We start from the raw sequence: 25,727 nt of genomic DNA on the forward strand, positions 1-25,727 counted from the left end.
GAAGCTCTATGACTTTGTTTCAAATGGAAGTCCTTGTGGCTGTCACAAACGCTGGCAACTTCACGCGAGCTGGGGAACAAATCGGATTGAGCCAGTCGGGTGTAAGTCATACGATCGGCGCACTGGAGAAAGAGCTCGGTGTTTCCTTGTTCACCCGCAATCGCAGCGGTGTTAAGCTGACCGCAGCTGGCGAAAAAATCGTCGCCTCTGCCCGGATCATATTGGAAAACGTCTCACTGATTAAACAGGTGGCTGCCGAATCAGGCGATCATCTGGAGGTAACGCTTCGGATTGCTTCCTTTCCTAGCGTAACCGCTCAGCTTCTACCCAAATTGCTAAAGTCGATAGAAAGTCACTATCCGCATATGCAAACAAAGCTATATGAAGGTAGCTATCAAGAAATAAAAGAATGGATTCGCTCGGGAGTTGTCGATGTCGGTTTTCATGTGTGGCCTGATGACGAGCTGGAGGGAATCCTGCTGACGACAGACGCCCTGCATGCTGTCGTGCCAGCCAAGCATCCTTTGGCACAAGAGCCCTCCCTTACCTTGGAGCAATTAGCCCGCGAATCGTTTCTCATGCCCATGGCGGGTTGTCACTTGTTGATTGGCGCGGAGTTTGCCAAGGCTGGCCTTACGCCAAATGTTTCCTATGAAATCGCTGATCATACAACGATTTTGGCCATGGTAGAAAGCGGTGTTGGAGTGACAGTCGTTCCGTCACTGACTCTACCAGCACAACTCCCTGATGTCGCTATCAAAGAAATCACGCCGCCTCTCTCTCGGCAAATCGGCTTGGCTGTACGTTCGCTTCGTGAAGCCCCACCTGCCGTTCAGGCTTTTTTGCGAGAGGCAGAGCGCATCGTACCTACACTATAAAAAGGACGTGCTTCTTCGTTGAAAAAATGGCTCATTCTCCTACTCGCTCTCTCCGTGATCAGCAGTGTGATTTTAGGGATTACTATTCAAGCCGGTACGTTGGTGCCATTGATTAACCAGAGTTTTTTAATCGGGCTTTTCCTGTTGATCGTAGGGAGTATTGCCGTCGTGACACGCTCCGGATTTTTTACGATTTTTCTGCGTGGATTCAAGCAGTTAAAAGGGATGTTCTTTCGCAAGCCGCGCATGATGGACAGTGACATCGTTCAAGCTAACGACCCTACTTTTGAGGAAAAGAAGGAGTCGTTCGTGCGAATCGGAACCTCGCTTTTTCTTACATCGGGTACTGGACTGATTGTCTTTTCAATTGTTCTTACCTGTTTCTACTATCTATAATCTCACAAGAAAGGGCTGTCCCATCGATCGGGAACAGCCCTTCTTCCTTTCTTACGACTCTATCAAATGGCATGCCACCCAATGCCCGGGTTGTACCTCCTGCCACCTCGGCACTTCTTCCGCACAACGAGGTTGAACAAGTGGGCAGCGTGTGCGAAAACCGCAGCCACTCGGCTTGTTCGCTGGACTCGGCAAATCTCCCTGCAAAACAATACGCTCTCGCTTCACCGTCGGGTCAGGCACTGGCACAGAAGAGAGCAAAGCCTGTGTATAGGGGTGCAACGGACGAGCGTACAGCTCATAGCTCGATGCCAGTTCGACCATTTTGCCCAAATACATGACGCCAATCCGGTTGGAAATATGTTTGACCATGGACAGATCATGCGCGATGAACAAATAAGTCAATCCGCGATCATGTTGCAAATCCTCCAATAAATTGACGACTTGCGCTTGAATCGAGACGTCGAGTGCAGAGATCGGCTCGTCGGCAATGATAAATTCCGGTTCCACTGCCAACGCACGCGCGATTCCGATCCGTTGGCGCTGTCCCCCACTGAATTCATGCGGAAAACGCTGCGCATGGTCCTTATGCAAGCCCACTAGATGGAGCAGCTCCGCCACACGCTCTCGTCTCATTCCGCGACTCAAATGATGGATGTCCAAGCCCTCTGCAATAATATCCTCCACGGTCATACGCGGGTTCAGACTTGCTTGCGGGTCTTGGAAAATCATCTGGGCATCCCGATTGAACTGCTCCGCTTCTTTTCCTCGAAGCTGATGAACATTCTTCCCTTTGAACAGCACTTCGCCATCTGTATGATCATACAGCCGAATAATGGTCCGGCCTAGCGTAGACTTCCCGCAGCCACTTTCGCCAACTAGACCAAATGTCTCCCCTCTGTTGATCGTAAACGAAACACCATCAACTGCTCTCAAATCAAATCCCGTTCCAAGCGAAAAATACTTCTTCAAATCGCGAACAGCAAGCAACGCTTCTGTCATACTCCCTGCCTCCCCGCTGCCACCAGCTCCTCTATTCGCGGTGCCCGTGGATCGTGAAGCCAGCAAGCAGCCTGATGTCCACGGCCGAATTCGCTCGTCACAGGCATCCGCTGTTCGCATATCTCCATTGCAAAATCACAGCGGGCAGCAAACGGACAGCCGACTGGCGGATTGAACAAATCTGGAGGACTGCCTTCGATGGGAATGAGCCGTTGCTTTTCGCCTTCATCCAGACGCGGAAGAGAACGCATCAATCCCCATGTATACGGGTGACGAGGATTTGCAAAAACATCCTCAATCGTCCCAGTCTCAACCACCATCCCCGCATACATGACTACCATACGATGAGCAATCTCGGCTACGACTCCCAAATCATGGGTAATAATCACCACCGATAACTCCTGTTCCTCTTGCAGTCGTTTGAGCAAATCCAAAATCTGCGCCTGAATCGTCACATCCAGTGCTGTCGTCGGCTCATCCGCAATCACCAGCTTGGGTTGGCAAGCAAGAGCAATCGCAATGACCACTCGCTGACGCATCCCTCCGCTGAATTGGTGCGGGTACTGATCGATTCGCTTTTCCGGATCGGGAATTCCTACGAGGGAAAGCATCTCGATCGCGCGCTTTCGCGCTTCCTCTCTGGATACTTGGTGGCTGCGAACAAACCCCTCTACGATTTGTGTCCCTACCTTCATCGTCGGATTGAGCGCTGTCATCGGGTCTTGGAAGACCATGCCGATCTGCGTTCCGCGAATACCCAGCAGCTCTTTTTTGGGCAGGTGGCTGATTTCAGCTCCTTCAAATACAACCTTTCCCCCGACGATTTTTCCAGGTGGATGAGGGATTAATCCCATGATTGCTTGAGCCGTAACGCTCTTGCCACATCCACTCTCCCCTACGATGGCAACCGTCTCCCCTTTGTCCACGTAAAAGGACACGCCCCGCACGGCCTGAACCTCTCCGCCATACGTCTTGAAATTCACCCGCAAGTCATCGATTGTCAGCAAATGCTGATTCATCCTCATTCCCCCTGTCGTCTCTAATCGCGTAGACGCGGATCAAGCGCATCCTGCAAACCGTCGCCGAATACGTTGAAGGCGAACATCGTCAGCGAGATCATCAATGCCGGGAAAAACAGTCGCCACCAATCACCCGTCAAAATAACGCCCAAGCCATCGTTTGTCATCGTCCCCCAACTGGCGACGGGAGCTTGTACACCGAGTCCAAGAAAGCTGAGAAACGATTCTGCAAAAATCGCCGATGGAATCGTAAAGGTCAAATTGACGATGATGACGCCGAATGTGTTGGGAATCAGATGCTTGAGCAAAATCCGTGAAAACTTTGCTCCCAGTACTTGGGCAGCCAGAATGAACTCTTGATTTTTCAATTGCAGGATTTGTCCGCGCACCAACCGCGCCATGCCAACCCACCCCGTAGCAGACAGGGCAATAATAATCGTCAGCATTCCCGGCTCCATCACCACCATGAGCAAAATAACGACCAGCAAATACGGCAGCCCATACAAAACCTCAATAATGCGCATGATGATGGTATCGATACGATCCCCTCGTTTGCCTCTTCCCGCCATATAGCCTGCAATCCCCCCGACGGTCACCCCGATGACCAGATCGATGAATGCTGCGACAATGCCAATCGTCAAAGAAATCCTCGCCCCATACCACGTACGGGCAAACATGTCACGCCCCAGCTCATCCGTACCGAACCAATGCTCTGCGGAGATTTCCTGATTTTTGGTCAGCAAGCTCTGGTCGGAATAACTATACGGCACAAGGTTCGGGCCAATGATCGCCATGCCAACCAAAGCGAGAATAATGAACAGCCCGAGCATAGCCAATTTGTTTTTCAGCAGCTTCCGAATGACCTGCTGCCCATTGCTGAGACTGGGTCGTGCAATGACATTCGCCTGCGTATTTTTCGCCAACGGGCGAAATAACGGGTCCACTTTGTGCTCCATCGCCACAGTTTATCTCTCCTTGTTGGTCAGCTTGATCCGCGGATCAATCAGGGTGTATGCGATATCAATCAGGAAAATGGTAAAAATCAGAATCGCACTGTAAAAAATCGTCGTACCCAAAATGACTGGATAGTCACGGTTGAATATGCCGTCTACGAAATACTTGCCAATACCGGGAATCGCAAAGATTTTCTCCACGACAAAGGTTCCTGTGATCAAACTGGCAATCAAAGGTCCGAGAAAGGTGACAACAGGCAGAATCGCATTGCGAATTCCATGTCTGACGACGATGATAAACATCGGAATCCCCTTTGCTTCTGCTGTTCGAATGTAGTTGTGGTTCATGACTTCAATCATGCTGGCACGCATGTAGCGGGTAATGACCGCAACTGGACCAAAGGCGAGCGCCAGCGAAGGCAGTATCGTATGCATCCAGGTACCCCATGTCGCAACGGGAAAGAGTGGCAGCTTGATCGCGAAAAAATTGATCAGAAGCGGTGCCATAATGAAGCTCGGAATCGCTACCCCCAATACGGCAAGCGCCATGGCAACGTAATCCAGCCATTTGTTGCGATTGAGCGCTGCGATAATGCCCAATGTAATGCCGAAAAGGAGTGCAACCCCAATCGCTTGTGCACCCAACCAGGCAGATGCAGCAAAGCCATCGGAAATCATGTCATTGACTCCCCGAGAGTCTGACTTGATGGATGGGCCCAAGTCGAGCATTAACAGATTTTTCAGATATAAAATGTATTGAACAGGCAACGGCTCGTCCAGGTTGTATTTGGCACGTAAATTATTGAGAATTTGCTCGGGCAACTGATCCGACTCGGAGGCAAACGGGTTCCCCGGAATGGCATGCATCAAGGCAAACGTCAGCGTCACGATAATCCACAGGGTGACGAACATCATCAAAATACGTTTTACCAGATAGTTTGACATGGAAGTCCTCCTCGTTTACTTAGCCAGCTCGTAAATAGCATGTGCGTAAATCGCCATGGCACGCAGCAGGTCGTCAATCTCGGCATATTCATCAGCCAGATGGGCCATAGATTCCTTCCCTGGAAAGAGAGGACCGAAAGCAACACCATGCGGCATGATTTTGGCGTAAGTTGCTCCTCCTGAGGAAAGAAGGGTCGCTGGCTCTCCCGTGTGCTCCTCGTACACGCGCGACAAGGTTTGGATCACAGGATGCTCTTTGGGTACAAAATGCGACTTGGATGTCCGCAGAGCGGAAAGCGTCCAGCCCAGTTCTACAGTCCTTTGCTTCAATTTCTCAACGTATTCTTCACAGGAAATGGTCGCCGGATAGCGGATATTGAGCCGAACTGTCCCCCCTTCGCTGGAATCGTAATGTAAAATCCCCGCGTTGACCGTCAGCTTGCCTGACACTTCATCCTCGCAAGCCATATGGAGATGGTGAGCAAAATAATCTTCATGCAAAACATCAGCCAACAGCGTAAGAAAGGACAAACAGGAGCCACCAAATGGGTACGCTCGTAAAAAAGTAGCCAACAAGGTTCCCGCATTCACGCCTTGGAATGGCGCCATCCCATGAGCTGGCTTTCCTGCGAGCGTGAATTGCAGCTGTCCCAGCCCTACCAGCTCCATACGACCAGTTGTGTGATTTTTATTCAGAAACATCTCCCATTCTTCCGCCAATCGGGAAAGGACGACCTCCTGCCGTGCCTCGGAGTCCAGTCGTACTAGAGCGACTGCTTTTTCGGGTACACTATTGCCTTGATCACCGGAGACAAACGACGCTAACTGCCATACTCCATTTCGTTCGATTGCTTCCATCACGGGAATCGTCAATGTCGGATTGATCTGTCCCTTCTCGGCATGTGTCATCGGAAAGGAGGAATCAGGTGAGAAGCCAATCGGTGGGATGCGATCATGCTGGGCAAAATGCTTCATGCACAGCCAGCCGCTCTCTTCATCCGTTCCGATGATCATACGCACGCGTTTTGTCAGGGGCAAGCCTGAATCCTTGACCAGCTTCAGCGCATAGTACGCAGCCATCGCTGGGCCTTTGTCGTCAATCGCTCCCCGCGCATAGATGCGACCGTTGCGAATGCTCGGTTCAAAAGGCGGGGTCGTCCAGCCTTCCCCCACAGTGACAACATCGATATGAACGAGCACACCGATCTCTTCTTTTCCGTCGCTGAACTCGATTGTCCCAGCGTAACCATCCAGGTTTTTGATCTGGAAGCCATCCAGCTCACCGCGTCCGAGCATGGCTTCAAGCGCCGCGGCAACACCTTCGCCAAATGGCTTTCCTTCTTTTGCCGTCGTCATGTCTTCGATGCTGTTAATGGAAAGAAAGGATTTCAAATCATCGAGGTACTGCTCTCTTTGCAGAAGCGCTTGCTGCCTCCAGTAATCGCTCATATACGTTCCCCTGCTTTCATCCGATGTAAATAGGCAAGAAACGATTCACCTTTCGAGGAAATCTGACTTCCTTGTCTTCCTTTTCCCACTTGAATCAGCTCATCCTGCTGCAAAAGCTTCAGGCGATAGCGCAGCTGTTGCAACGTAACCGAGTGACCTTGTTCTTGCAACTGCGCAAGTAGCGTATAGCGTCCGCCGCTTCCTTGTCCCAGCTCTTGCAAAATAGCCGTGATTTCATCTAGAAATCCTCGTTTTTTATATTCAGTGACGATGCTTTCACATTCATTGTGTAGACCATCTACAGGCAACGGCGCTTCCGGTATTTCCCGCAGAAACGGCAAATGATACGGATACGCTTCCTCCTCCACGACATGCGCTAAATACTCGATCACATTTTCAAGCTCGCGAATATTTCCAGGCCAATCGTACTCATGGAGCGCCCGCATCGCTTCATTGGTCAACGTAAACGGCGGGCGGCGCAAATCATAGGAATATTTTTTTATAAATTGTTGGGCCAACCACGGGATATCCTCCCGTCTGTTCCGAAGCGGCGGCAAATGAATCGGCAAGATATTCAGGCGATAATACAAATCAGCACGGAAGGCTCCCTCCGCAATCATCCGCTGCAAGTCTTGATTCGTTGCGGCGATGACGCGAATATCTGTCGGAATAATCTTGCTCCCTCCTACGCGCATAATCTGACGTTCTTGCAATACACGCAGCAGTCGGTTTTGAATAGCGGTGCTGGCATCCCCGATCTCATCAAGAAAAATGGTCCCTTTGTGGGCCAATTCAAACCAGCCGATATGTCCACCTTTACGCGCTCCGGTAAAAGCCCCTTCTTCATAGCCGAATAGCTCGCTTTCCAAAAGGGATTCCGATATGGCAGCGAAGTTCACCCCAACAAATGGCTCTCTTCTGCGTGGCGAAGCATTGTGGATAGCCTGGGCGAGCAATTCCTTCCCTGTCCCTGTCTCTCCCAACAACAGCACGGTGGAGTTGCTTCTGGCGATTTTGCGGGCAATCTGAATGACTTTTTGTACAGGGGCACTCTCCCCATAAAAATCATCAAACTGGTATTTTGCTATCAATCCTTTGCTGTAAAGGCGCATGCGGTAATCATGCTCTAGCTTTTCAATTTCTGCCGCCTGACGAAACAAAAGCAGACTCCCGAGAAAGCTGCCTTCCATGACGATGTGCATTTTGCGGAAAAAGTAGGTCTTGTTCGCCCAATCTACCAAAACATCCTTGTTCTCTTCACAATGTCGGATCAACTGATAAAAACTTGCGGGCAAGCAATTGGACGCCCGCTCACCGACGACTTCATTCCCTTCCATCTGCAACGTATCGATTGCTTTCTGATTGACAAAACGGATGTTTTCTTTTTCATCCATGGCAATCACTGCGTCCTCGATTCGATTGACGATGGCCTCCAAATATTTGCTCAACAAGTGCGCATGCTGAATCTCGTTGTTCAGCTCTTTGGTGATATCGACCAACGATTGCATAGCGCGTGCGGTCACCTTTTGAAAATTACCGTTTTTAAAATGAGAGTAGATGGCAAGCCATGTAGATAAATCGATGATCCGATACCCGATATCGACAACTTTGCGAATGTGCGTAGGCACATGCTCTGCCTCTCCTGGCGTAACCGCAATCTCGATGTCAGGTGGATAGTCAGCACCTGGATAATAGGGATACAGCTCAAAATCCATCCCTGAAGCACGCAGCAATTCCACATTTTCTTCAGCAGTTTCCTTGGTGTCACTGACGAGAAGCACTTTCACGCCTTTCGGGATTTCCAGCATCCCGCGTAAATTGTGATACGGCAGCATTCGCTTGGCAATGATGATGCTGGATTCTTTCGGCACATACGGTTGCACAAGGGAGACGATCCTTTTGGTGGATACAATGACGAGAGCACCAGGCGTAATCGGGCGTAGCGGAAGCTGGTCGACTCGCATCGCCTCGACATGGATATCATCGCCGATTCCCAATTCATGGTATTGACTAACGACAGACTGTAGAAACTCATCCATTCTCGCAATAAATATGATCGATTTTTTGTCCATTTCAGCAGCTCCAAGATGTAGTGTGAAGACAAGAACGTTTCGAATATTCGCTCTTGTCTTCGCTTATTTTACTTACTACTTATTGCCGATTTCTACCCATTTGTAGTCAATCGTGCCGACTGGATGGCGAATAATGCCTTTTATGTTTGGCTGCTCCATAAATACTTTTGTCCCGAAATAGATAGGTACGAGTGGCATATCATCCATGAAAATTTTCTCCGCGTCATGCATCAGCTTGAAGCGCTCGGGTTCGTCGGCAGTGTTGCGAATCTTCTCGACCAATGCGTCATACTCTTTGTTGCTGTAATTGATACGATTCCCAGGATGGTCAGTCACGAACAGCTCCAGGTAATTGACTGGGTCTCCGTAGTCGGCAGGGATCGTCGAGCGGGAGAATTGAAGCGTGCGGGCACGCTGTTCTGCCAAGAATACTTTCCACTCTTTGTTTTCCAGCTTCACATCTACTCCAAGATTTTTCTTGTACATTTCCTGCAAAACTTGCGCGATGGCCTTATGTGCATCACTGGTGTTATAGGTCATGGTGACAGGCGGCAGGGTTGTCCAGCCTTCTTCTTCCATCCCTTTTTTCAACAATGCTTTTGCCTGCTCTGCATCGTTATCCTTGAAGAAATCTCCGCCCTTTGTGCGGAAATCCGCTCCGTCTGGCTCCGGGAAGCCCAATGGCACGTGGGCCATGGCAGGTGTTTGCTTCCCTTGCACAACATTGTCTATCAAGGTTTTGCGATCGATGGCCAGTGCAAATGCTTTCCGAATGTTGGCGTTCGTGAACGGAGGAATTGTGGTGTTCATCCGGTAGTAGTAGATGGACGCTTCCGTCTCCACTTTTGCTTCTCCGGAATCGATCAACTGTTTCTTCATATCATTGGGAACGGTCTGGATCATGTCGAGCTGACCTGTTTTGTACATTTGGAATTGTGTATTTTCATCGTTGACCATGACAAACTCGATTCCCGCATACTTGATCGAATCACGGTCCCAGTAGCCATCGTTTTTCACCAGCTTCACTGTCTGGTCATGAACCCAATCTTCCATTTTGAACGGTCCATTCGTCACGATGCTTGCAGCGCCTTCCGCCCATTTCGGATTGCTCTCCACGACTTTTTTATTCACTGGGAAGAATGTCGGCTGCGTCAGGATGTGGAGGAAGTAACCTGTTGGCGCCTTCAGCTTTACCTCAAACGTCTTCTCGTCTACGGCCTTTACTTGTACGCCATCTGCATTTCCTGTTCCTTTGTTGAACGCTTCTGCTCCATCGATGTAATAGGCGAGAAAAGCAGACGGGAATGCATTGTTAGGATCCACAATGCGCTTAAACGCAAACTCGAAGTCCTGCGCTGTCACTGGTTCACCATTCGACCATTTGCTATCGCGCAGGGTAAAGGTATACGTTTTTCCATCCTCACTCACTGCCCATTTCTCGGCCATGGCTGCTTGCGGCTTGTGATCCTTGTCCAGTCGAACCAAGCCTTCCATTGTGGCGTTCAACACCTCGTTGGAAGTACTGTCAAAGCCCTTTGGCGGATCGAGCGAAGGTGGTTCGGTCTTCAGATTGAGTTTGAGCTTTGCAGCGACATTTGCTTGTCCACCTGAATCTGTGGACGCTTGACCTGCTGTCCCTCCCCCTCCTGGCTGTGTCGGCGTTGCCGACTGACTACAACCCGTAATGGCAAGAACAGTGACAAGTGCAGCGGTACTAAGCAGCTTCCATCCTTTTCGCATGTTCATTGCATGTGACCCCCTTTTCTTTTTAAACAACATGTAGCCTTTGTTGCTTTATGAATAAACGGCACGCTGGGAATGCCATTTATACACGTAATGAAAAATCTGTCTTGGCGAGTCGAAAGGAAGTCTCGATCCTTCCAACAACGTTCCCACTCATGTTTGTAATGGGCGGATTGGTATATTCCGCGAGCGCTTCCAATGGACCGTCCATGCCGATTCCCAATTGACGAAGCACTTCATTGACGACCGGGTTGATCGCTCGTGGTCCTCCATCCTCGATCTTGATAGCGATGCCCAATCCTGTTTCACTATCACCCAGGCAATACACAGACTCTGCGCCTGCCTTCCCTACGATGCGACCGCTAAATGCTGACATGAGGTCTGTGCAATATCGATTCTCGCCCCCGACCATTTCGGGATGAGCGGTCATGGCATCCGTAATTCGCTGAACAGCTTTTCGTCGCTCCGGATTCTCAATCACCTCTGGTCTCGCCAGCTTGGCGAAGGCCCACGCGTAATGAGCGAGCGGCAATTGATGGACGGGAACCCCACATCCATCTGTCCCGAGGTTGATTTTGTCTTTGGGGTAGCCTGTTATGTCCTCGATTACTTCGAGAATTCGCTGTTGCACCGGATGCGTAGGCAAATGATAGGTAGTCACGTCCTCCCCCATATGTGTCGCAGTGGCAATCATGCCTGAATGCTTACCGGAGCAATTCGAGAATACGGGTGTGAGCGGCTTGCCCTCCCGGATTAGCTGTTTGTAGCTCTCCTCATCACGTGGCACATGTGTCCCGCATTGTAATGCCGCTTCTGGCTGACCTGCTCGCGCAAGCATCGAGAGCGCCCGCGTGCGATGGCGTGGCTCTCCACTGTGAGAAGCGCAACAGAGCGAGAGATCAGCTGGCTCAAAACCATACCGATCTGCCGTCCCCGTCTCGATTACCGGAATCGTCTGCAACGGTTTCATACTGGAGCGTGCATATGTGAGGCGATGGGGGTCCCCGTACGAATAGAGTAATCTCCCCTGCGAATCAACAACTGCGATATGTCCAAGATGTGAGCTCTCTACCTGTTCTCCCCGGTATACGTTGGCAACGACGTTCATAGCAAGTCTCCTTTGAGTGTGAATATTTGAATGTTTGTACTTTTCTAAACAAGCAAGTAGTGTGCCAATAACTGAAAAAACTAAGCACCTGGCGGAGTTTGGCTATTTTCTAGAGAAAAAGATCAGCGCCTTCCCTAGATTTGAACAAAAACAGGCTAACTTATTTTCGGAAACAGGCTCACCTAAAAAAGCAACAGGGTGACAGCTCCATTTTCATTTCAAAATGGAGTACTATCAGATCATTGTCATAAGCCTCCACGTTTTAGCAGAAAGTTTTATATCTGCAACAAAAAAAGAGACGTTCCCCATGAAACGTCCCTCCTTGGCTCGTGTTGTGATCTTATTTTGACAACCCCTACTCCTGAATCGGGAAGATCGATTGGCATTGTCGAGGAAATAGAAAAGACGGACAACGGAAAGAGGGAGTAGGAGTAGGAGCAGGAATGTTATTTGGACGCGGCGAGCAAAATTTCCCCAGCACCTCCATTTTGACTTCCGCATGTACCTGAATCTCCTTGCAGATGATCACTTCCAATTCCACCCTTCCACCAAGCAAAAAGTGCTCATTCGGTGTACACTCGATACCTGTGATCCTGCAAGAGATATTGTTTTCGTCTAAAGGCTCTGGCAAGCATAGAATGATTTCATCGTCGAATGATACGACGACCGGGAATTCGCACAAAAAGTCACCATTCGCGAAGATGCGGATCAGGACAGTTGCCTGGAAAACAAACTGTACCATACCTGCTAGAAAAGTCGTTTGATTGATCGTCATCTGCACTCTGCGAACATTGACGATGCTGCAGGAAAAATCGGAGGCAGATTTCGCATGTGAGCGATGAATGAGCGGAAATGGCGGAGGGACGACAGGTTCTATGCATTGAATAGAGATGTCTTGACCTGACTGTATGGCTTCGTCAATCAACGGAAGGCATTCATCAGGGATGGATACTTTGCTTCGTTCATTGTTCGTGGAGACAATCCAGTCGTACACCTCTTGTACCATGATGCACCTAGCCTCCAGATTGTTCGGGGGCGGAGGCGTGGCTGTTGGAAATACTTCTGTAACTGTAACGGTAAACGAACAGGAACTCGTATTTCCAGCCGCATCCGTTGCCGTGCACGTCACCACTGTCATTCCCCGCGGAAACGCCATGGTCTCAACTACTTCAGCTACAGGTAAGGACGGGAAATTGTGAACGACGCCGGACGGGCTGCAAGAAATCGAAACGATGCCGCAGCTAGGACTTGCCGCTGTTACCGTGTACGTTACGGTTCCGAAATTCACACCTGGATCCGTACCGGTGATTATATTGGAGGGACATGTGATGGTCGGGGGTTCGACGAAAGGAAAACTGATGAAGACCTCTCCATTATCAAGCCCAATACTCGTCAAGTTAACCTGATTGCTTCCCCCGTTGAATGAGCCACCTCCTCCTCCGACCCCAGCGACTAGAGGAAACAAGGGATCTAATCCGTTTCCTCCGCCACCCCCACTAAAGCCTCCACCGCCACCGCCGCCACTTTCTCCTCCGCCTCCTCCGCCACCAAAACCACCAGCTCCGCCGCTTCCGTCAGGGGTTCCACCCGCGCCACCGGCGTTGATCGCGGTTCCGCCGCCGCCACCCCCTGGGGAGGAGGAACCATTTCCAACAATGCCTGCTCCACCGCCTCCACCATCGTTTGGCGCTCCCGCACCGCCACCTAATCCATTGATCCCTCCAGCTGCGCCAGGCGATCCGGCCGTTCCTCCTATGGTGAGCACTGCATCCCTTCCAGGCAGAAAATTGGCTTCACCGCCACCCCCACCCGCTGCTACGAGCAGATTGGTCGCTGTCACCGGGTTTACAGTCCGCCATATAAATGTGCCGCCACCGCCGCTACGATTAACTCCCTTTCCTCCAACCAAAACGCTCAATACTTCACCGGGAGTGACAGGAAAATCCCCCTGAATGAACGCTCCGCCACCAGCATCAAAAAAACCTCCGGAAAAGCCTCCTCTCGCCCCTACTGCCTGAATCGTCATAGTAGTAACGCATGGAGGAACGACGAAGGTCTGAAGCTCGCCCGTAAAATGGAGTGTGACAGCCGCAAACGTGATGACTACAATACCATCGCCTGTTCCCACACCGGAAACGTTTTTCTGATTGAGTCCGGCATTAAAGGAACCTCCGCCACCTCCGCCACCGAATGATTCCACAAGGTTTGTACCCCCACCACCCCCACCGCCGCTGTATCCTCCACCGCCTCCGCCACCTGCGCTCCCTTCCCCGCCGCCGCCAAAACCTCCAGTACCTCCCCCGGTACCCCCAGCATTAATAGCGGTTCCTCCTATGGCACCCGTGGAGCCGTTGGCACCGTTTCCAATGATACCTGCTCCTCCAGCACCTCCTCCCCCTAGGAATCCGCTGCCTCCTCCACCTCCGAGGCCATTCACTCCCCCTGCACCTTTTAATGTCTCTTCTCCTGCTCGACCAGATGTACTCGACTCAATCGCATTGACTCCTGGGGAGCCTTGAGTACCGCCACCTCCACCACCTGCTGCAATCAGAATGTTGACAGCAGTAATGGGACTCATCGTTCGCCACACAAATGATCCGCCGCCTCCACCCCCTGCGGTTAAGTCATCGCCACCACCCGCTCCGCCTACGAGGATAGACAATACCTCACCGGGTGTCACGGGAAAGTCGCCCTGAATATACGCCCCCCGCCCTCCAGTTGTGAGTCCGTCACCGCCTCGTGCACCTACTGCCCGAATCGTCAACGAAGTAACGGTTGCAGGGACGACAAAGGTTTGAATGGCGCCCGTAAAAGCAAAGTTCTGTGTAGGCATTTCCCACCATTCCTTCCAAGCAAGGTTATACACACATAATTGCCCATTCCTATATATATGTGTTGACTGTAGATACGACATAGGCGAAAGAATAGAAAAAGACGTCCCATAGGCAGGACGCCTCGTCACTTGGTCATAGACCTTTCGATTCCGCTATGCTTTTGCCACCCGCTGCATATCCGCTTCGACCATCATGTGAATGAGCTCTTCCAGCCTCGTTCTCGGTGTCCAGTCGAGCTCTCTTTTCGCTTTTTCCGGATTGCCCAACAAAATGTCCACTTCTGCTGGCCGATACAATTCCGGGTCAATCACGACATAATCCAGGTAGTTCAACCCAACATAATCGAAGGCGATTTTGCACATCTCTTCCACCGTCGATGTTTTTCCCGTCGCGATGACATAATCATCCGGCTTATCCTGCTGGAGCATCAGCCACATTGCTTCTACGAAATCTCCTGCAAAGCCCCAATCCCGCTTCGCCTGAATATTCCCCAGCCGCAGTTCCTTTTGCTTGTTGGCGGCAATTCTTGCAACAGCATGCGTCACTTTCCTCGTAACGAATTCCAGCCCACGCAAAGGCGATTCATGATTGAATAAAATGCCGTTGGTGCTAAACATCTGAAAGCTTTCCCGATAGTTTTTGGTTATCCAGTAGCCAAACAGCTTGGAGACTGCATATGGGCTTCTTGGGTAAAAGGGCGTTTGCTCCGATTGCTGTGGCTCCTGGATTAATCCGTACAGCTCACTTGACGAAGCCTGATACATTTTGATAGCAGGGTCCGTTTCCCGAATCGCCTCCAGAACATGCAGGACACCCATTCCCGTTACTTGCGCGGTCAAAATAGGTTGTTCCCACGACGAACCAACAAAGCTCTGCGCACCTAAATGATACACTTCCGCTGGTTTACATGCCTTCAGCGCACGCGTCAACGACGACACATCCAATAAATCGCCGTCCTTGTACTCTACCTGATCTGCGATGTTCAAATACTCCAGCCGCCACCTGTCCACTGTGCTCCTGCGTGGAACCAGTCCCACCACATGGTACCCCTTCTCCAGCAAAAATTTTGCCAGGTAGGCTCCATCCTGACCTGTGATTCCTGTGAGGAAAGCTGTTTTCATCCGCTTCTACTCCCCTTCTTCAGGCTGTGCCGTAATGTTGATTCCGGTAAGTTCCCTTGAGCATCTCTTAAGCTTATGCCGGATCATGTTCATACGTTCAGTTGTCAGGGTGAGGGTCAAGAATAGAAGTCCGTAATAAACTAATGAAAGCAAGCCGTTGTCATAGATCAATAAGGAGGTAGGCAGGTGACATGTCGCTCATTACCGTCGTGATTCCAACCTATAATCGGGCGAAGTATCTCCCCACAGCCATCGAAAGTGTGTTGAACCAAACACACAAGGAATGGAAGCTCCTCATTGTAGATGACGCCTCTACTGATCACACACAAGCCATCGTCGAAAAGTACCTCGGTGATCCCCGCATTCACTATGTGCTACTCCCTGAAAATTCAGGGATTGGAAAAACAATGGCTACTGCTCTGGAACGAATTGATACGCCCTACTTTGTCTCACTTGACTCGGATGACTGGTTCGACGGAAAAACCTTAGAAATTTTGTTGGATGAGATGGAACGCCAGCCGGAAACCACGAACGTCGTGTTCTCCAACACCGTTTTTTGGAGGGAAGTGGGTGACACGCGTGAACTATCCGAAATCATGCGGCCTCGGAGCTATGAAGATAAGTATGATTACTTGGAAGCCCCAATGGTTTGGCCTCGTTTTTATCGGACACAAGCGGTTCGTGATGTCGGCGGATTTGAATGTGACGATCCCATGCAGGGAAGGTTTTCTCATGACAAGTACATGTTATTAAAATTGATCGGAACAGGTGATATTCACTGGGTCGATGCGAACCTCTATCATTATTTGATTCACGAGAGCAACAATTCCCACACAAAGAACTGGCCGCAATGGACAAAAGCAAGAAAGTACATTCTAACGAAAATCTTGAAACTGTGGGGAGACGAGTACGAGCCTGTTTTTGTGTACACACCCCAGGGATGGATCTATGTGAGCAAGCTCATTCCAAAAGAGAAGCCTTCCTAGCTATTCTGCGACAATCTGCTTAAACAAGGTCAATGCCCGCGCCACCGCTTGATCCATGTTGTAGTATTGATAGTCCGCGAGTCTGCCCGCAAAAAGCACCTGATCGCGTATTTGCTCCGCTTCTTGTTTATAGAGGCTGTACCGTTGACTGTTTTCCTTGCGGGGAATTGGATAATACGGCTCGTTTTCGTCAGGTGAATACGACTGTGGATATACGAAGGATATAGTTGTGTGAGGAACGACTTGACCGGTGAGGTGCTTTTGTTCGAGGATTCTTGTGAAATCATACTCATTGGGATAATTGACAGTCCCCACTTCTTGATACCATGCCTTTTGATGCGTTTCAAAATGAAAGCGCAGGCTTCGATAAGGCAATCGCCCATGCTTATAGCCAAAAAAGGAATCGATCGGGCCGGTGTAAATCATTCGTTTATACCTACATTCATCCGCGATTTCTTGATAGTCCGTATTGAGGAGCACCTTTATATTCGGATGGTCCAGCATGCGATGAAACATTGCTGTAAAGCCATGCAACGGAATTCCCTGATACGTGTCCTGAAAAAACCGATTGTCCCTGCTGACATACACAGGAACCCTTGCGGAAACAGACGGATCCAGCTCCTCCGGCTTCAAGTCCCATTGCTTGATCGTATACCGATGAAATACTTTTTGATAAATGAACTCAGCCAAAAAGCCAAGCTCTTCATGAGCACTTTCTCGAAGCTTCAGAATCGGAATCTTCGCCCCGAATCCATATTGACGGATCAGCAAGCTCTCCAGTTTCTGAGCATATTGCGGAGAAAACAATGCGGACAAAGCATTTAGATTGAAAGGCAACGGTATTTTTATGCCATCGACATAAGCACGCACCTCATGGAAGTACGGCCGCCACTGGGTAAAACGCGATAAATAGTCCCAGACCAGCTTGGAATTCGTATGAAAGGTGTGCGAACCGTATTTGTGAATCAGTACCCCCTGCTCATCATAGCAATCATAGGCATTTCCTCCGATATGATTGCGCCCCTCTACCACCAACACTTTCTGATCGAGCTCATTGGCAATCCGCTCTGCGAGTGTAGCACCCGTGAATCCAGCTCCGACAATCAGCCAATCCACCTTCATGTTAGACTCACATCCTCCCGTCTTCATCACATCCACTCACTCACTTACCATTCCGTTAATACCCTAGTAAATGATGTCGTACTCTACACGTGGGAGTGAACTCTACATGAATGCAAACTGGCACGCACACTACACACGCTGGAACGAGTGTGAATCCCTTGATTCAGAGCTTCGTCAGCAGTTAACCGCCATGCACGCTGATGAAAAGCAGCTTGCGGATTGCTTCTCTGCCCCGATTGCATTTGGAACCGGAGGGATGCGCGGGGTCATGGAACCGGGAATAAACCGCATCAACCTTTACACGATTCGCAAAGCAAGCGCAGGGCTGGCTCTTTATTTACTCGAAACATACCCGAATCTGGCCGTCAAAAAAGTCGTCATTGCCTATGATTCACGGAAACACTCACAGATGTTTGCCAAGGAAACCGCCAAAGTTCTCGGACAGTACGGGATTACTACATGTATATTCAAACAGCTGACTCCTACCCCTCTGCTTTCCTTTGCCGTGCGCCACTATCGTGCGTGTGCTGGTATTGTCATTACAGCAAGCCATAATCCGCCCGAATATAACGGCTACAAAATTTATGGCGCAGACGGGGGACAAATTACGCTCGCGACAGCCGAACGACTGATGGACCTTATCGCTAATGCCGGAAATGAACTCGAAATCACTCCAGCAGATGAGCAAGAGCTGTACAAAAATGGACTGCTCCACTACATTGACGATTCTCTCTTGCATACGTATTTGGAAAAAGTAAAGCAATTGCGCGTCCATCCTGACTTATCTCCTGCCATCCGGGAGCAAGTGAAGATTGTCTTTACTCCCCTACACGGCACGACGCATGACTCGATCACGCGTGGATTGAAACAGTTCGGGTATACACAGGTGAGTGTTGTTCTCGAGCAAGCTATCCCCGATCCTAACTTTTCGACGGTAGACTCGCCTAATCCCGAAGAGCCTGAGGCCTTTCGATTAGCGATTTCATACGCCAAACCGGTGGATGCCGACATGATCATGGGCACGGACCCTGATGGAGATCGCCTTGGCGTGCTCGTCAAAAATAAGGCAGGAGACTACAGCGTCCTGACAGGAAATCAGTTGGGAGCCATGCTTCTTCATTACCTGCTGGAAACCAAACAAAAAAAGGGGGAGCTCCCCACAAACGGCCTTGTCTTGAAAACAATCGTCACGTCCGAAATGGGTAGAGCCATCGCGGCAGACTTCGGTGTATCAACAGAAGACACCCTGACAGGCTTCAAATATATTGGCGAAAAAATCGAAGCCTATAAAAAAAGTGGAGCGTACGTCTTCCAGTTTGGGTATGAAGAAAGCTACGGGTACTTAATCGGTGATTTTGTCCGGGATAAGGATGCCGTACAAACTGCTTTGCTACTTGCTGACATGTGCGCGTATTACAAATCACAACACAAAAGCCTCGATGACACACTGAATGACTTATTCGACCGTTACGGTCATTATGCAGAAGAGCTGATTTCTTTCACATGCAAAGGAGGAGAGGGCATGCAAAAAATATCGGCAACGATGTCTTCCCTGCGCAATCAGCCACCTTCCCAAATCGCCTCCCATCCCATCCTGGCCATCGAAGATTATGCCAGCGGAATCCGCACAGATTGTCAAACAGGTACAACCACACCGCTCACCTTGCCAGCCTCGGAGACGATCAAATACTTTTTCCACGATCATTCGTGGTTTTGTGTCAGACCCTCAGGCACGGAGCCCAAAATCAAAATTTATTTAGGAGTGAAAGGAACGAGTAGTCAAGATAGCCAAGAAAAGCTCTTCACCTTGAAGCAAGCTGTCTTGCAGCTGCTCGATTTCTAGTCAGGACTAGATTTCCAAATAGGGACCGGACTGAGGTGGATGTCCGCCCGCGACTGATCCGTAACGAGGAGGATGATAAGCCTGTTCTGGTGTTAATTCAGGGAAACCGGATTGAAGAAGTAAGTCGCGTCTTACAAAAAAAGCGTTGACGCCCTTTGAATCTGTCCCCACCAAGGCATATCCCAAGCTGGTTCCCAAAATGGCCAGGGAACTCAAGCTGGCACCATAGTAGGTATTCCCACCCCATTTAAAATCCGGTTGATACACGATCACCATTTTTTGTGGAGGCGGAAAAGCCGCATTGTACTCAATAACGACAAGTCTCGGGGTGTAAGCAGAAAGAGCTTGCCATACCCAGTAGTCATTGCCGTCAATGTCGATAGAGAGCAGATCAAATTCTTTTTGGACACCATTTTTTTCGAATAAACCAGCAATATTTTCTCTCGTGATTAACTCATTCTTGATGATGACCTGGGGATAGGCAGCATAATCCGCAGACATTCTATTGCAGCTATTCAGGTCGCCTTCCATCGCCAATCCGCTCCAACCGTGCTGCGTGACGAGATTTTTGAGCATACATTCCGAGCCATCTCCAACGCCGAATTCCACAAAATAGCGATTCGTAGTTCCGATTCGTGAAAATATTTCTTCAATGATGCCATCTTCTCCATTTTGAGAATACACTCGTTTTTCATAGCGGTTTAACACATCCATTCTCTCCATGCCTCCATTCACAATTTCCCTCTTTCCGTATCATATTTATCTTTTTGCGGATACGATTGGTCATTCAAGGAACAGGCCGCAAAACAGGCTATTTGCATGGTTTCAAGGCCCTCCTCGGGACAATATATTAGGATAAAGTTTATCAATAGGAGCCTAGCAGGCATTTTGTAAGACAGAGGAGATGTATAATGGTGAGTTTGCCCATCGTGTTTATTCACAGAACGGCTGAAGAGCATGTAGGATTATGCATGCAACAGGCGAAATACAGCAACCCTTCTTCTCGTGTCATTCTTATCGGAAGCCCAGAAAACAAGTATCTTTCTACAGGAAATACAGAGCACTTCCTGTTGAGTCGTTTCTACCAAAGTGCCCAAGCTTTTTCTTTTGTTTACAAGCACTCCACTTCCAACACCTACGAATACAATCTGTTTTGCTTCCAACGCTGGTTTATTTTGCGCGATTTCATGAGGAATCAAGGGATAGAACGTTGCTGTTACCTGGACTCGGACGTCATGCTATTCACCGATATCAGCAAGCGATACAACGAGGAGTTCGATGACTTTACATTTGAGTATACCTGGACGACTGTATGCGATCTGGAAACACTCAATCAATTTTGCGATTACACGACCAAATTTTTTCGCGACCCTCTTCACTACGAGACTCTGCTTCAATTTGCAAAAGAACTCGGAGATGTCCCCATTTCCGACATGGTGTTGTTTATCCTGTTTCACAATTACGCGCTTCGCCGTAAAGCTACGTATGGTATAGTCGCCAATGGCTTTTTCGATCATAATCTCAACTGTCCTTTTGCTCCATCCTGCCCGCAGGCTGACAGTCAAGATGGGAAAAAGCAGATTTATCAAAAGGCTGGTGCTCTTTTTTGCAAAATAACGGGCACGACTGATTACCTTCCTGCTCATTCCTTGCATTTTCAAGGACACGCAAAAGCATATATCCCCTTCTTTGGCTCACAGGCTATCCCAAACACAGATGATTTCATGTTTTTCGACTATGCGACCTGCAAATGGGTGCATGCCGAGCCCTGATCCCCATAAAATTCCCTCTGGAAACGAGCTGTACGCCGTGCCATTTTTCACGTTTTTCCATATTCATAATATGTTAAGCTGTTCATCCTTCGCTACGAGCATCATGGACAGGGGGGATTCGACTCATGAAGGCATTGATTACCGGAGTAACGGGATTTGCCGGCAGTCACTTGGCTGAGTATCTACTGTCACGGGGAGATGTAGATGTTTACGGTACATTCCGGTCCCTTACCAAAAAGGAGCAGCTGGGGCACCTGATAGACCGCGTGCATATGGAAAATTGTGAACTAAAAGATCCCCAATCTGTAAATGAACTCATCCAGAGAATAAAGCCTGATCTCATTTTTCACCTGGCTGCCCAAAGCTTCGTCCCTACCTCGTTGTCATCTCCTGCGGATACGATGGTGAACAATATTGTCCCACAGTTACATTTGTTCGAGGCGGTACGCAACCATGCTGCTGCTTGCAAAATTCAAATCGCATGCTCCAGTGAGGAGTACGGTTTGGTTTATCCGGAGGAAACCCCCATTAAGGAGACCAACCCCCTCCGTCCTCTGAATCCATACGCGGTCAGTAAAATCGCCCAGGATTATCTCGGATACCAATACCACCACAGTTACGGTCTGGCGATCATCCGTACACGTACGTTTCACCATACCGGTCCGAGAAGAGGCGAAAGCTATGTGACCTCCAATTTTGCCAAACAAATTGCCCAGATTGAGCTTGGTCTGCAAGAGCCAAAAGTTCATGTCGGCAATCTTGAGGCCATTCGCGACTTCACGGATGTACGGGATATTGTCAAGGCGTATTGGTTGGCGATTACGCGAGGTGAACCAGGTGATGTCTACAATATATCCGCGGGTACTCGCTACACCATCGAGGACATGTTGAAGACACTACTGGCCTTGACTGATGTGCAGGTAGAAATCCAAGTAGACACCAATCGGTTGCGCCCCTCTGATGTGGACATTGTATTGGGAGACTCATCGCTGTTCCGAGAAAAGACGGGATGGGAGCCCGAGATCTCCTTCCAGCAAACGATGAAAGATTTATTGAACTACTGGCGCTCTGTCCTACGCCAACAGAACAGCCCTTAAAAACGCCGAGTGGATGAGTAGAAAAAATCAGGAGGGAACTTTTTATGTCCATGCAATCCCTTCCTCTCGTCAGTGTCATCACCCCTTCGTACAATCAGGCAAAATTTATCAAGCGAACAATCGAAAGTGTACTGACACAGGACTATCCCCATATTGAGCATATTGTAGTCGATGGCGCCTCCACTGACGGTACACAGAATATTTTGCAGCAGTACAGCCACCTGGCAGACCGCTTCCGCTACGTTTCCGAACCAGATCGCGGCCAATCCCATGCTATCAATAAAGGATTGCATATGGCACGTGGCGAGATTATTGGCTGGCTCAATTCAGATGATACGTATTTCCCCGGTGCCATTCGAAAGGCTGTAGCTGCCTTACAGCAGCATCCCGAATGGGGCGTGGTTTACGGAAAAGGGCTCCACATTGATGAGGATGACAAAGTAAAATATCCGTACATTTGGGTGGAGTTTGACAGAAAAAAATTGTTTCATTTCAACATCATCTGCCAACCCGCTGCTTTCCTGCGAAAGCATGCCTTTGAAGCAGTCGGTGGTGTAAATGAAGAACACGACTGGTGCATGGATTACGATTTGTGGAACCGGATTTCCCTGCATTATCCGATTGGAACGATACCGGAATTCTTGGCTAACTCACGCTTATATGACGCATGCAAAACGTTTGTCTATGAATTGGAGCCAGGGTTTTCCGAAATTTTGAAAACAAGCGTGAAGCATCATGGCACCATCTCAAATGAATGGCTCTATCACTATACGCAGAATCATTACAAGCAAGGAGCCTTTTGGTTTCTCAATAAACTAAAAGCGTATCATGCTTTCGGGCCCTCCCCCCAAATCATCGCATCCAACCGCTACTCGGACTCATGGGCTCCCCAAAACCTGCGAATGACCATCGAAGCCAGCCATGGACCAATGAACGCTTTGCTTATCAAAGGAAGCAACCAAGATATCGCCCCTCTTCTTCATTTCCATGTCATGAGGAATGGAAAATTCGTATACAAATTCCAAGTTACCCAAGGGCGTTTTCAAGTCGTGATTCCCATTACCTCAGAGGGACAGCAATGTGAAGTGAGTATTTTTTGCAGCCAGCAGATTCTTCAGAACCACCCCAACAATCCTGAAGTCAAACGCTCTGTCAGCTACCACCTGGAAGAAGTCCTCCCGCTTTCCTATGAGGAGTACCAATTTTATCAGGAATTTACCAAAGGCAAGGCCCAGATCGAAAATTGGGTAAATCGCAGAGTCCCTTCGCCTCGAATTTGAATGCGGACGAGAAAGGCAGGTTGACAAGAATTGAATCTGGCGAAAAAACGGATTGTGGTTACGGGTGGATCAGGATTTCTAGGAAGCCACGTCGTTCATCAATTGCGCAAGCTGGACTGTACGGACATCTTCATCCCTAGAAGCCATGAATACGATCTTCGCAAAGAACATGATGTGAACAAGATGTTGCAAGATTTCCGTCCCGATATCATTCTTCACTTGGCTGCCGTCGTTGGCGGAATCGGCGCGAATCAAAAAAACCCCGGAAAATACTTTTACGATAATTTGATCATGGGGACTCAGCTCATGGAGCAATCCCGTTTATTCGGTGTCGAAAAATTTGTAGCTATCGGAACCATTTGCTCCTACCCGAAATATGCGTCTGTACCGTTTCAGGAAGAAGATATATGGAATGGTTACCCTGAAGAAACCAATGCTCCGTACGGCTTAGCCAAGAAAATGATGCTGGTGCAATCACAAGCCTATCGCGAGCAATACGGGTTCAATTCCATTTATTTGCTCCCTGTCAATTTGTACGGCCCGGGCGACAACTTCGATTTGGAAACCTCACACGTCATCCCTGCCATCATTCGAAAATGCGTAGATGCTATTCGCAATGACGAGAAGAAGATCGTTCTCTGGGGAACAGGCAGCGTCACACGCGAGTTCATTTATGTCGAGGATGCGGCACAGGCGATTATTGCGGCAACCATGAACTATGATCAATCTGAACCGGTCAATATCGGTTCAGGTCAAGAAATCTCCATCAAAAGCTTAGCAGAAACGATCAAGCAGCTAAGCGGCTTCCAAGGAGAGATCGAATGGGATAAAACCAGGCCAGACGGACAGCCGCGCCGCCTTTTAGATGTGACCAAAGCAAAAGAGCATTTCGGCTTCGTGGCACAAACGTCCTTACTCGCTGGCTTGGAGAAAACGATCGCTTGGTACATGGTACATCCTCACGTGCAAGGGAGGATCCCTACATGAGAGTCGGAATAAACCTGATGTCAGTGATTCCTGGCAAAATCGGCGGGATGGAGCAGTATGTCAGGAACTTGCTGGCCTACTCGATGAATGCTGGGGACGGCCATCAGTGGTTTCTTTTTTTATCCTCACACAATTTCCATACCTTTGAGGCGCAAAAAAATGTACGCAAATTCATGGTCCCTGACCACGGTAATGCACACGCGATGCTTCATTTCTGGATTAACTCTCTGCAATTGAATTTGTGGTTTTGTCCGTTGCTTGTATTGAATCCATCCGATGTCACAATCCCTTCAGTGATCAACATTCCAGATATCCAACACGAATATTACCCAGAGTTTTTCGATGCACATTCCTTGCGCTGGCGACTAGACAACTACAAGTCGTCTGCTGAGCGTTGCAGTGCCGTGCTGACTCTCTCGGAGTTTTCCAAGCAAACGATTCTCCAAAAATTCGGGCTTGCTCCGCATAAAGTACATGCGATCCACCTGGATGCCTCCCGGGAATTTTCCTTGCCGCATAATGAAGCACTCAACCAACAGGTCATACAAAAATATAAGCTGCCCAGCGAATACGGCTTTTTCCCCGCAAATACATGGCATCACAAAAATCACCTGAATGTATTCAAAGCACTTGTCGCTTTGCGGGATAAACACCAAATCAGAATTCCCATGGTTTTCACCGGTTTTGCTCAAGAGGCTCATCAAAACGTCATGAATTACATCACAAATAACCAGCTTTGGGACCAAGTCAAATGGCTTCATTACGTACCGCAGGAAGAGATGCCTTACTTGTACCGGAATGCCCAGTTTCTTTGCTTCCCTTCCCTCTTCGAAGGCTTTGGCATTCCGCTGGTAGAAGCCATGAAGTCCAACATTCCCATTGTTTGCTCCAATGCAGGGAGCATTCCTGAGGTGGTGGGTGACGCTGCTCTCACCTTCGACCCGAATATTTCCGATGATATCGCGGTGAAGCTCGCCCATATTTATCTGACACCTGAGGCACGAGCAGACCTGGTTGCCAAAGGCATCCATCAAGCCAAGCATTTTTCGTGGGAGAAATGCGCGCGCGAAACTTTGGCTGTCTTTTCTTCCGTCGCACGCTAATGTCATTTGAAAGGAGG

21 protein-coding genes are annotated in these 25,727 nt (G+C 49.2%); 9 read left to right on the forward strand and 12 right to left on the reverse strand.

Going from position 1 to position 25,727, the window contains the following annotated elements:
- Positions 1–8: 8 nt before the first annotated feature.
- A complete protein-coding gene (locus HPY31_RS10625; protein WP_172140680.1) occupies positions 9–878 on the forward strand; it encodes a LysR family transcriptional regulator in 870 nt (289 codons plus the stop codon).
- 18 nt (positions 879–896) lie between these two features.
- Positions 897–1,274: a DUF3899 domain-containing protein gene (locus HPY31_RS10630; protein WP_172140681.1), complete on the forward strand. Its 378-nt coding sequence runs from the start codon at positions 897–899 to the stop codon at positions 1,272–1,274.
- A gap of 51 nt (positions 1,275–1,325) precedes the next feature.
- Here the strand turns inward: HPY31_RS10630 and HPY31_RS10635 are convergent, their stop codons facing one another.
- The 10 genes from HPY31_RS10635 to gmd all read right to left on the reverse strand — a co-directional run bounded on the left by HPY31_RS10635 (position 1,326) and on the right by gmd (position 15,520).
- Complete coding sequence (locus HPY31_RS10635; protein ID WP_172140682.1) at positions 1,326–2,276, reverse strand: ABC transporter ATP-binding protein; 951 nt, start codon at positions 2,274–2,276, stop codon at positions 1,326–1,328.
- Entirely contained in the window at positions 2,273–3,295 is a 1,023-nt protein-coding gene (locus HPY31_RS10640; protein ID WP_172140683.1) for an ABC transporter ATP-binding protein, read from the reverse strand. Before HPY31_RS10640 ends, HPY31_RS10635 begins: the two co-directional genes overlap by 4 nt.
- A 20-nt stretch (positions 3,296–3,315) precedes the next feature.
- The gene (locus tag HPY31_RS10645) at positions 3,316–4,251 is read right to left on the reverse strand and encodes an ABC transporter permease (RefSeq protein WP_172141016.1); all 936 of its coding nucleotides are present in this window, start codon (positions 4,249–4,251) and stop codon (positions 3,316–3,318) included.
- A gap of 9 nt (positions 4,252–4,260) precedes the next feature.
- Positions 4,261–5,193: an ABC transporter permease gene (locus HPY31_RS10650; RefSeq protein ID WP_172140684.1), complete on the reverse strand. Its 933-nt coding sequence runs from the start codon at positions 5,191–5,193 to the stop codon at positions 4,261–4,263.
- Positions 5,194–5,208: 15 nt separating this feature from the next.
- Positions 5,209–6,642 carry a dipeptidase PepV gene (gene pepV, locus HPY31_RS10655; protein ID WP_172140685.1) on the reverse strand — a complete coding sequence of 478 codons (1,434 nt, stop codon included), beginning with the start codon at positions 6,640–6,642 and terminating at the stop codon, positions 5,209–5,211.
- A complete protein-coding gene (locus HPY31_RS10660) occupies positions 6,639–8,714 on the reverse strand; it encodes a sigma-54 interaction domain-containing protein (protein WP_172140686.1) in 2,076 nt (691 codons plus the stop codon). Before HPY31_RS10660 ends, pepV begins: the two co-directional genes overlap by 4 nt.
- Positions 8,715–8,789: 75 nt before the next feature.
- Complete coding sequence (locus HPY31_RS10665) at positions 8,790–10,460, reverse strand: peptide ABC transporter substrate-binding protein (protein ID WP_064200885.1); 1,671 nt, start codon at positions 10,458–10,460, stop codon at positions 8,790–8,792.
- A gap of 79 nt (positions 10,461–10,539) precedes the next feature.
- On the reverse strand, positions 10,540–11,565 hold the full coding sequence (locus tag HPY31_RS10670; protein ID WP_172140687.1) for an asparaginase: 1,026 nt from the start codon (positions 11,563–11,565) through the stop codon (positions 10,540–10,542).
- 355 nt (positions 11,566–11,920) lie between these two features.
- A complete protein-coding gene (locus tag HPY31_RS29095) occupies positions 11,921–14,398 on the reverse strand; it encodes a BMQ_0737 family morphogenetic spore coat protein (protein ID WP_172140688.1) in 2,478 nt (825 codons plus the stop codon).
- Between the two features lie 153 nt (positions 14,399–14,551).
- On the reverse strand, positions 14,552–15,520 hold the full coding sequence (gmd, locus tag HPY31_RS10680) for a GDP-mannose 4,6-dehydratase (RefSeq protein WP_172140689.1): 969 nt from the start codon (positions 15,518–15,520) through the stop codon (positions 14,552–14,554).
- 191 nt (positions 15,521–15,711) lie between these two features.
- Here gmd and HPY31_RS10685 point away from each other — a divergent pair, with 191 nt between their 5' ends.
- Positions 15,712–16,506 carry a glycosyltransferase family 2 protein gene (locus HPY31_RS10685; protein ID WP_172140690.1) on the forward strand — a complete coding sequence of 265 codons (795 nt, stop codon included), beginning with the start codon at positions 15,712–15,714 and terminating at the stop codon, positions 16,504–16,506.
- Here HPY31_RS10685 and glf read toward each other — a convergent pair whose 3' ends face one another.
- Entirely contained in the window at positions 16,507–17,628 is a 1,122-nt protein-coding gene (glf, locus tag HPY31_RS10690) for a UDP-galactopyranose mutase (RefSeq protein ID WP_172140691.1), read from the reverse strand.
- A gap of 106 nt (positions 17,629–17,734) precedes the next feature.
- Here glf and HPY31_RS10695 point away from each other — a divergent pair, with 106 nt between their 5' ends.
- On the forward strand, positions 17,735–19,471 hold the full coding sequence (locus HPY31_RS10695) for a phospho-sugar mutase (protein ID WP_172140692.1): 1,737 nt from the start codon (positions 17,735–17,737) through the stop codon (positions 19,469–19,471).
- Positions 19,472–19,477: 6 nt separating this feature from the next.
- Here HPY31_RS10695 and HPY31_RS10700 read toward each other — a convergent pair whose 3' ends face one another.
- Positions 19,478–20,185: a hypothetical protein gene (locus HPY31_RS10700; protein ID WP_172141017.1), complete on the reverse strand. Its 708-nt coding sequence runs from the start codon at positions 20,183–20,185 to the stop codon at positions 19,478–19,480.
- Positions 20,186–20,382: 197 nt separating this feature from the next.
- On the opposite strand from HPY31_RS10700, the gene HPY31_RS10705 reads away from it, so the two are divergent.
- From HPY31_RS10705 to HPY31_RS10725, 5 genes are all read left to right on the forward strand, one after another.
- Entirely contained in the window at positions 20,383–21,243 is an 861-nt protein-coding gene (locus HPY31_RS10705) for a hypothetical protein (RefSeq protein ID WP_172140693.1), read from the forward strand.
- Between the two features lie 125 nt (positions 21,244–21,368).
- A complete protein-coding gene (locus HPY31_RS10710; protein WP_172140694.1) occupies positions 21,369–22,340 on the forward strand; it encodes a GDP-mannose 4,6-dehydratase in 972 nt (323 codons plus the stop codon).
- Positions 22,341–22,384: 44 nt separating this feature from the next.
- Entirely contained in the window at positions 22,385–23,620 is a 1,236-nt protein-coding gene (locus HPY31_RS10715; protein WP_172140695.1) for a glycosyltransferase family 2 protein, read from the forward strand.
- Positions 23,621–23,650: 30 nt separating this feature from the next.
- On the forward strand, positions 23,651–24,607 hold the full coding sequence (locus HPY31_RS10720; protein WP_172140696.1) for a GDP-L-fucose synthase family protein: 957 nt from the start codon (positions 23,651–23,653) through the stop codon (positions 24,605–24,607).
- Positions 24,604–25,710, forward strand: coding sequence for a glycosyltransferase family 4 protein (locus HPY31_RS10725; RefSeq protein ID WP_172140697.1), 1,107 nt, complete (start codon positions 24,604–24,606; stop codon positions 25,708–25,710). The genes HPY31_RS10720 and HPY31_RS10725 overlap by 4 nt, the downstream gene beginning before the upstream one ends.
- The last annotated feature ends 17 nt before the right edge of the window (positions 25,711–25,727 follow it).

The organism is Brevibacillus sp. HB1.3 (assembly GCF_013186635.1).
Lineage (GTDB): Bacteria > Bacillota > Bacilli > Brevibacillales > Brevibacillaceae > Brevibacillus > Brevibacillus brevis_D.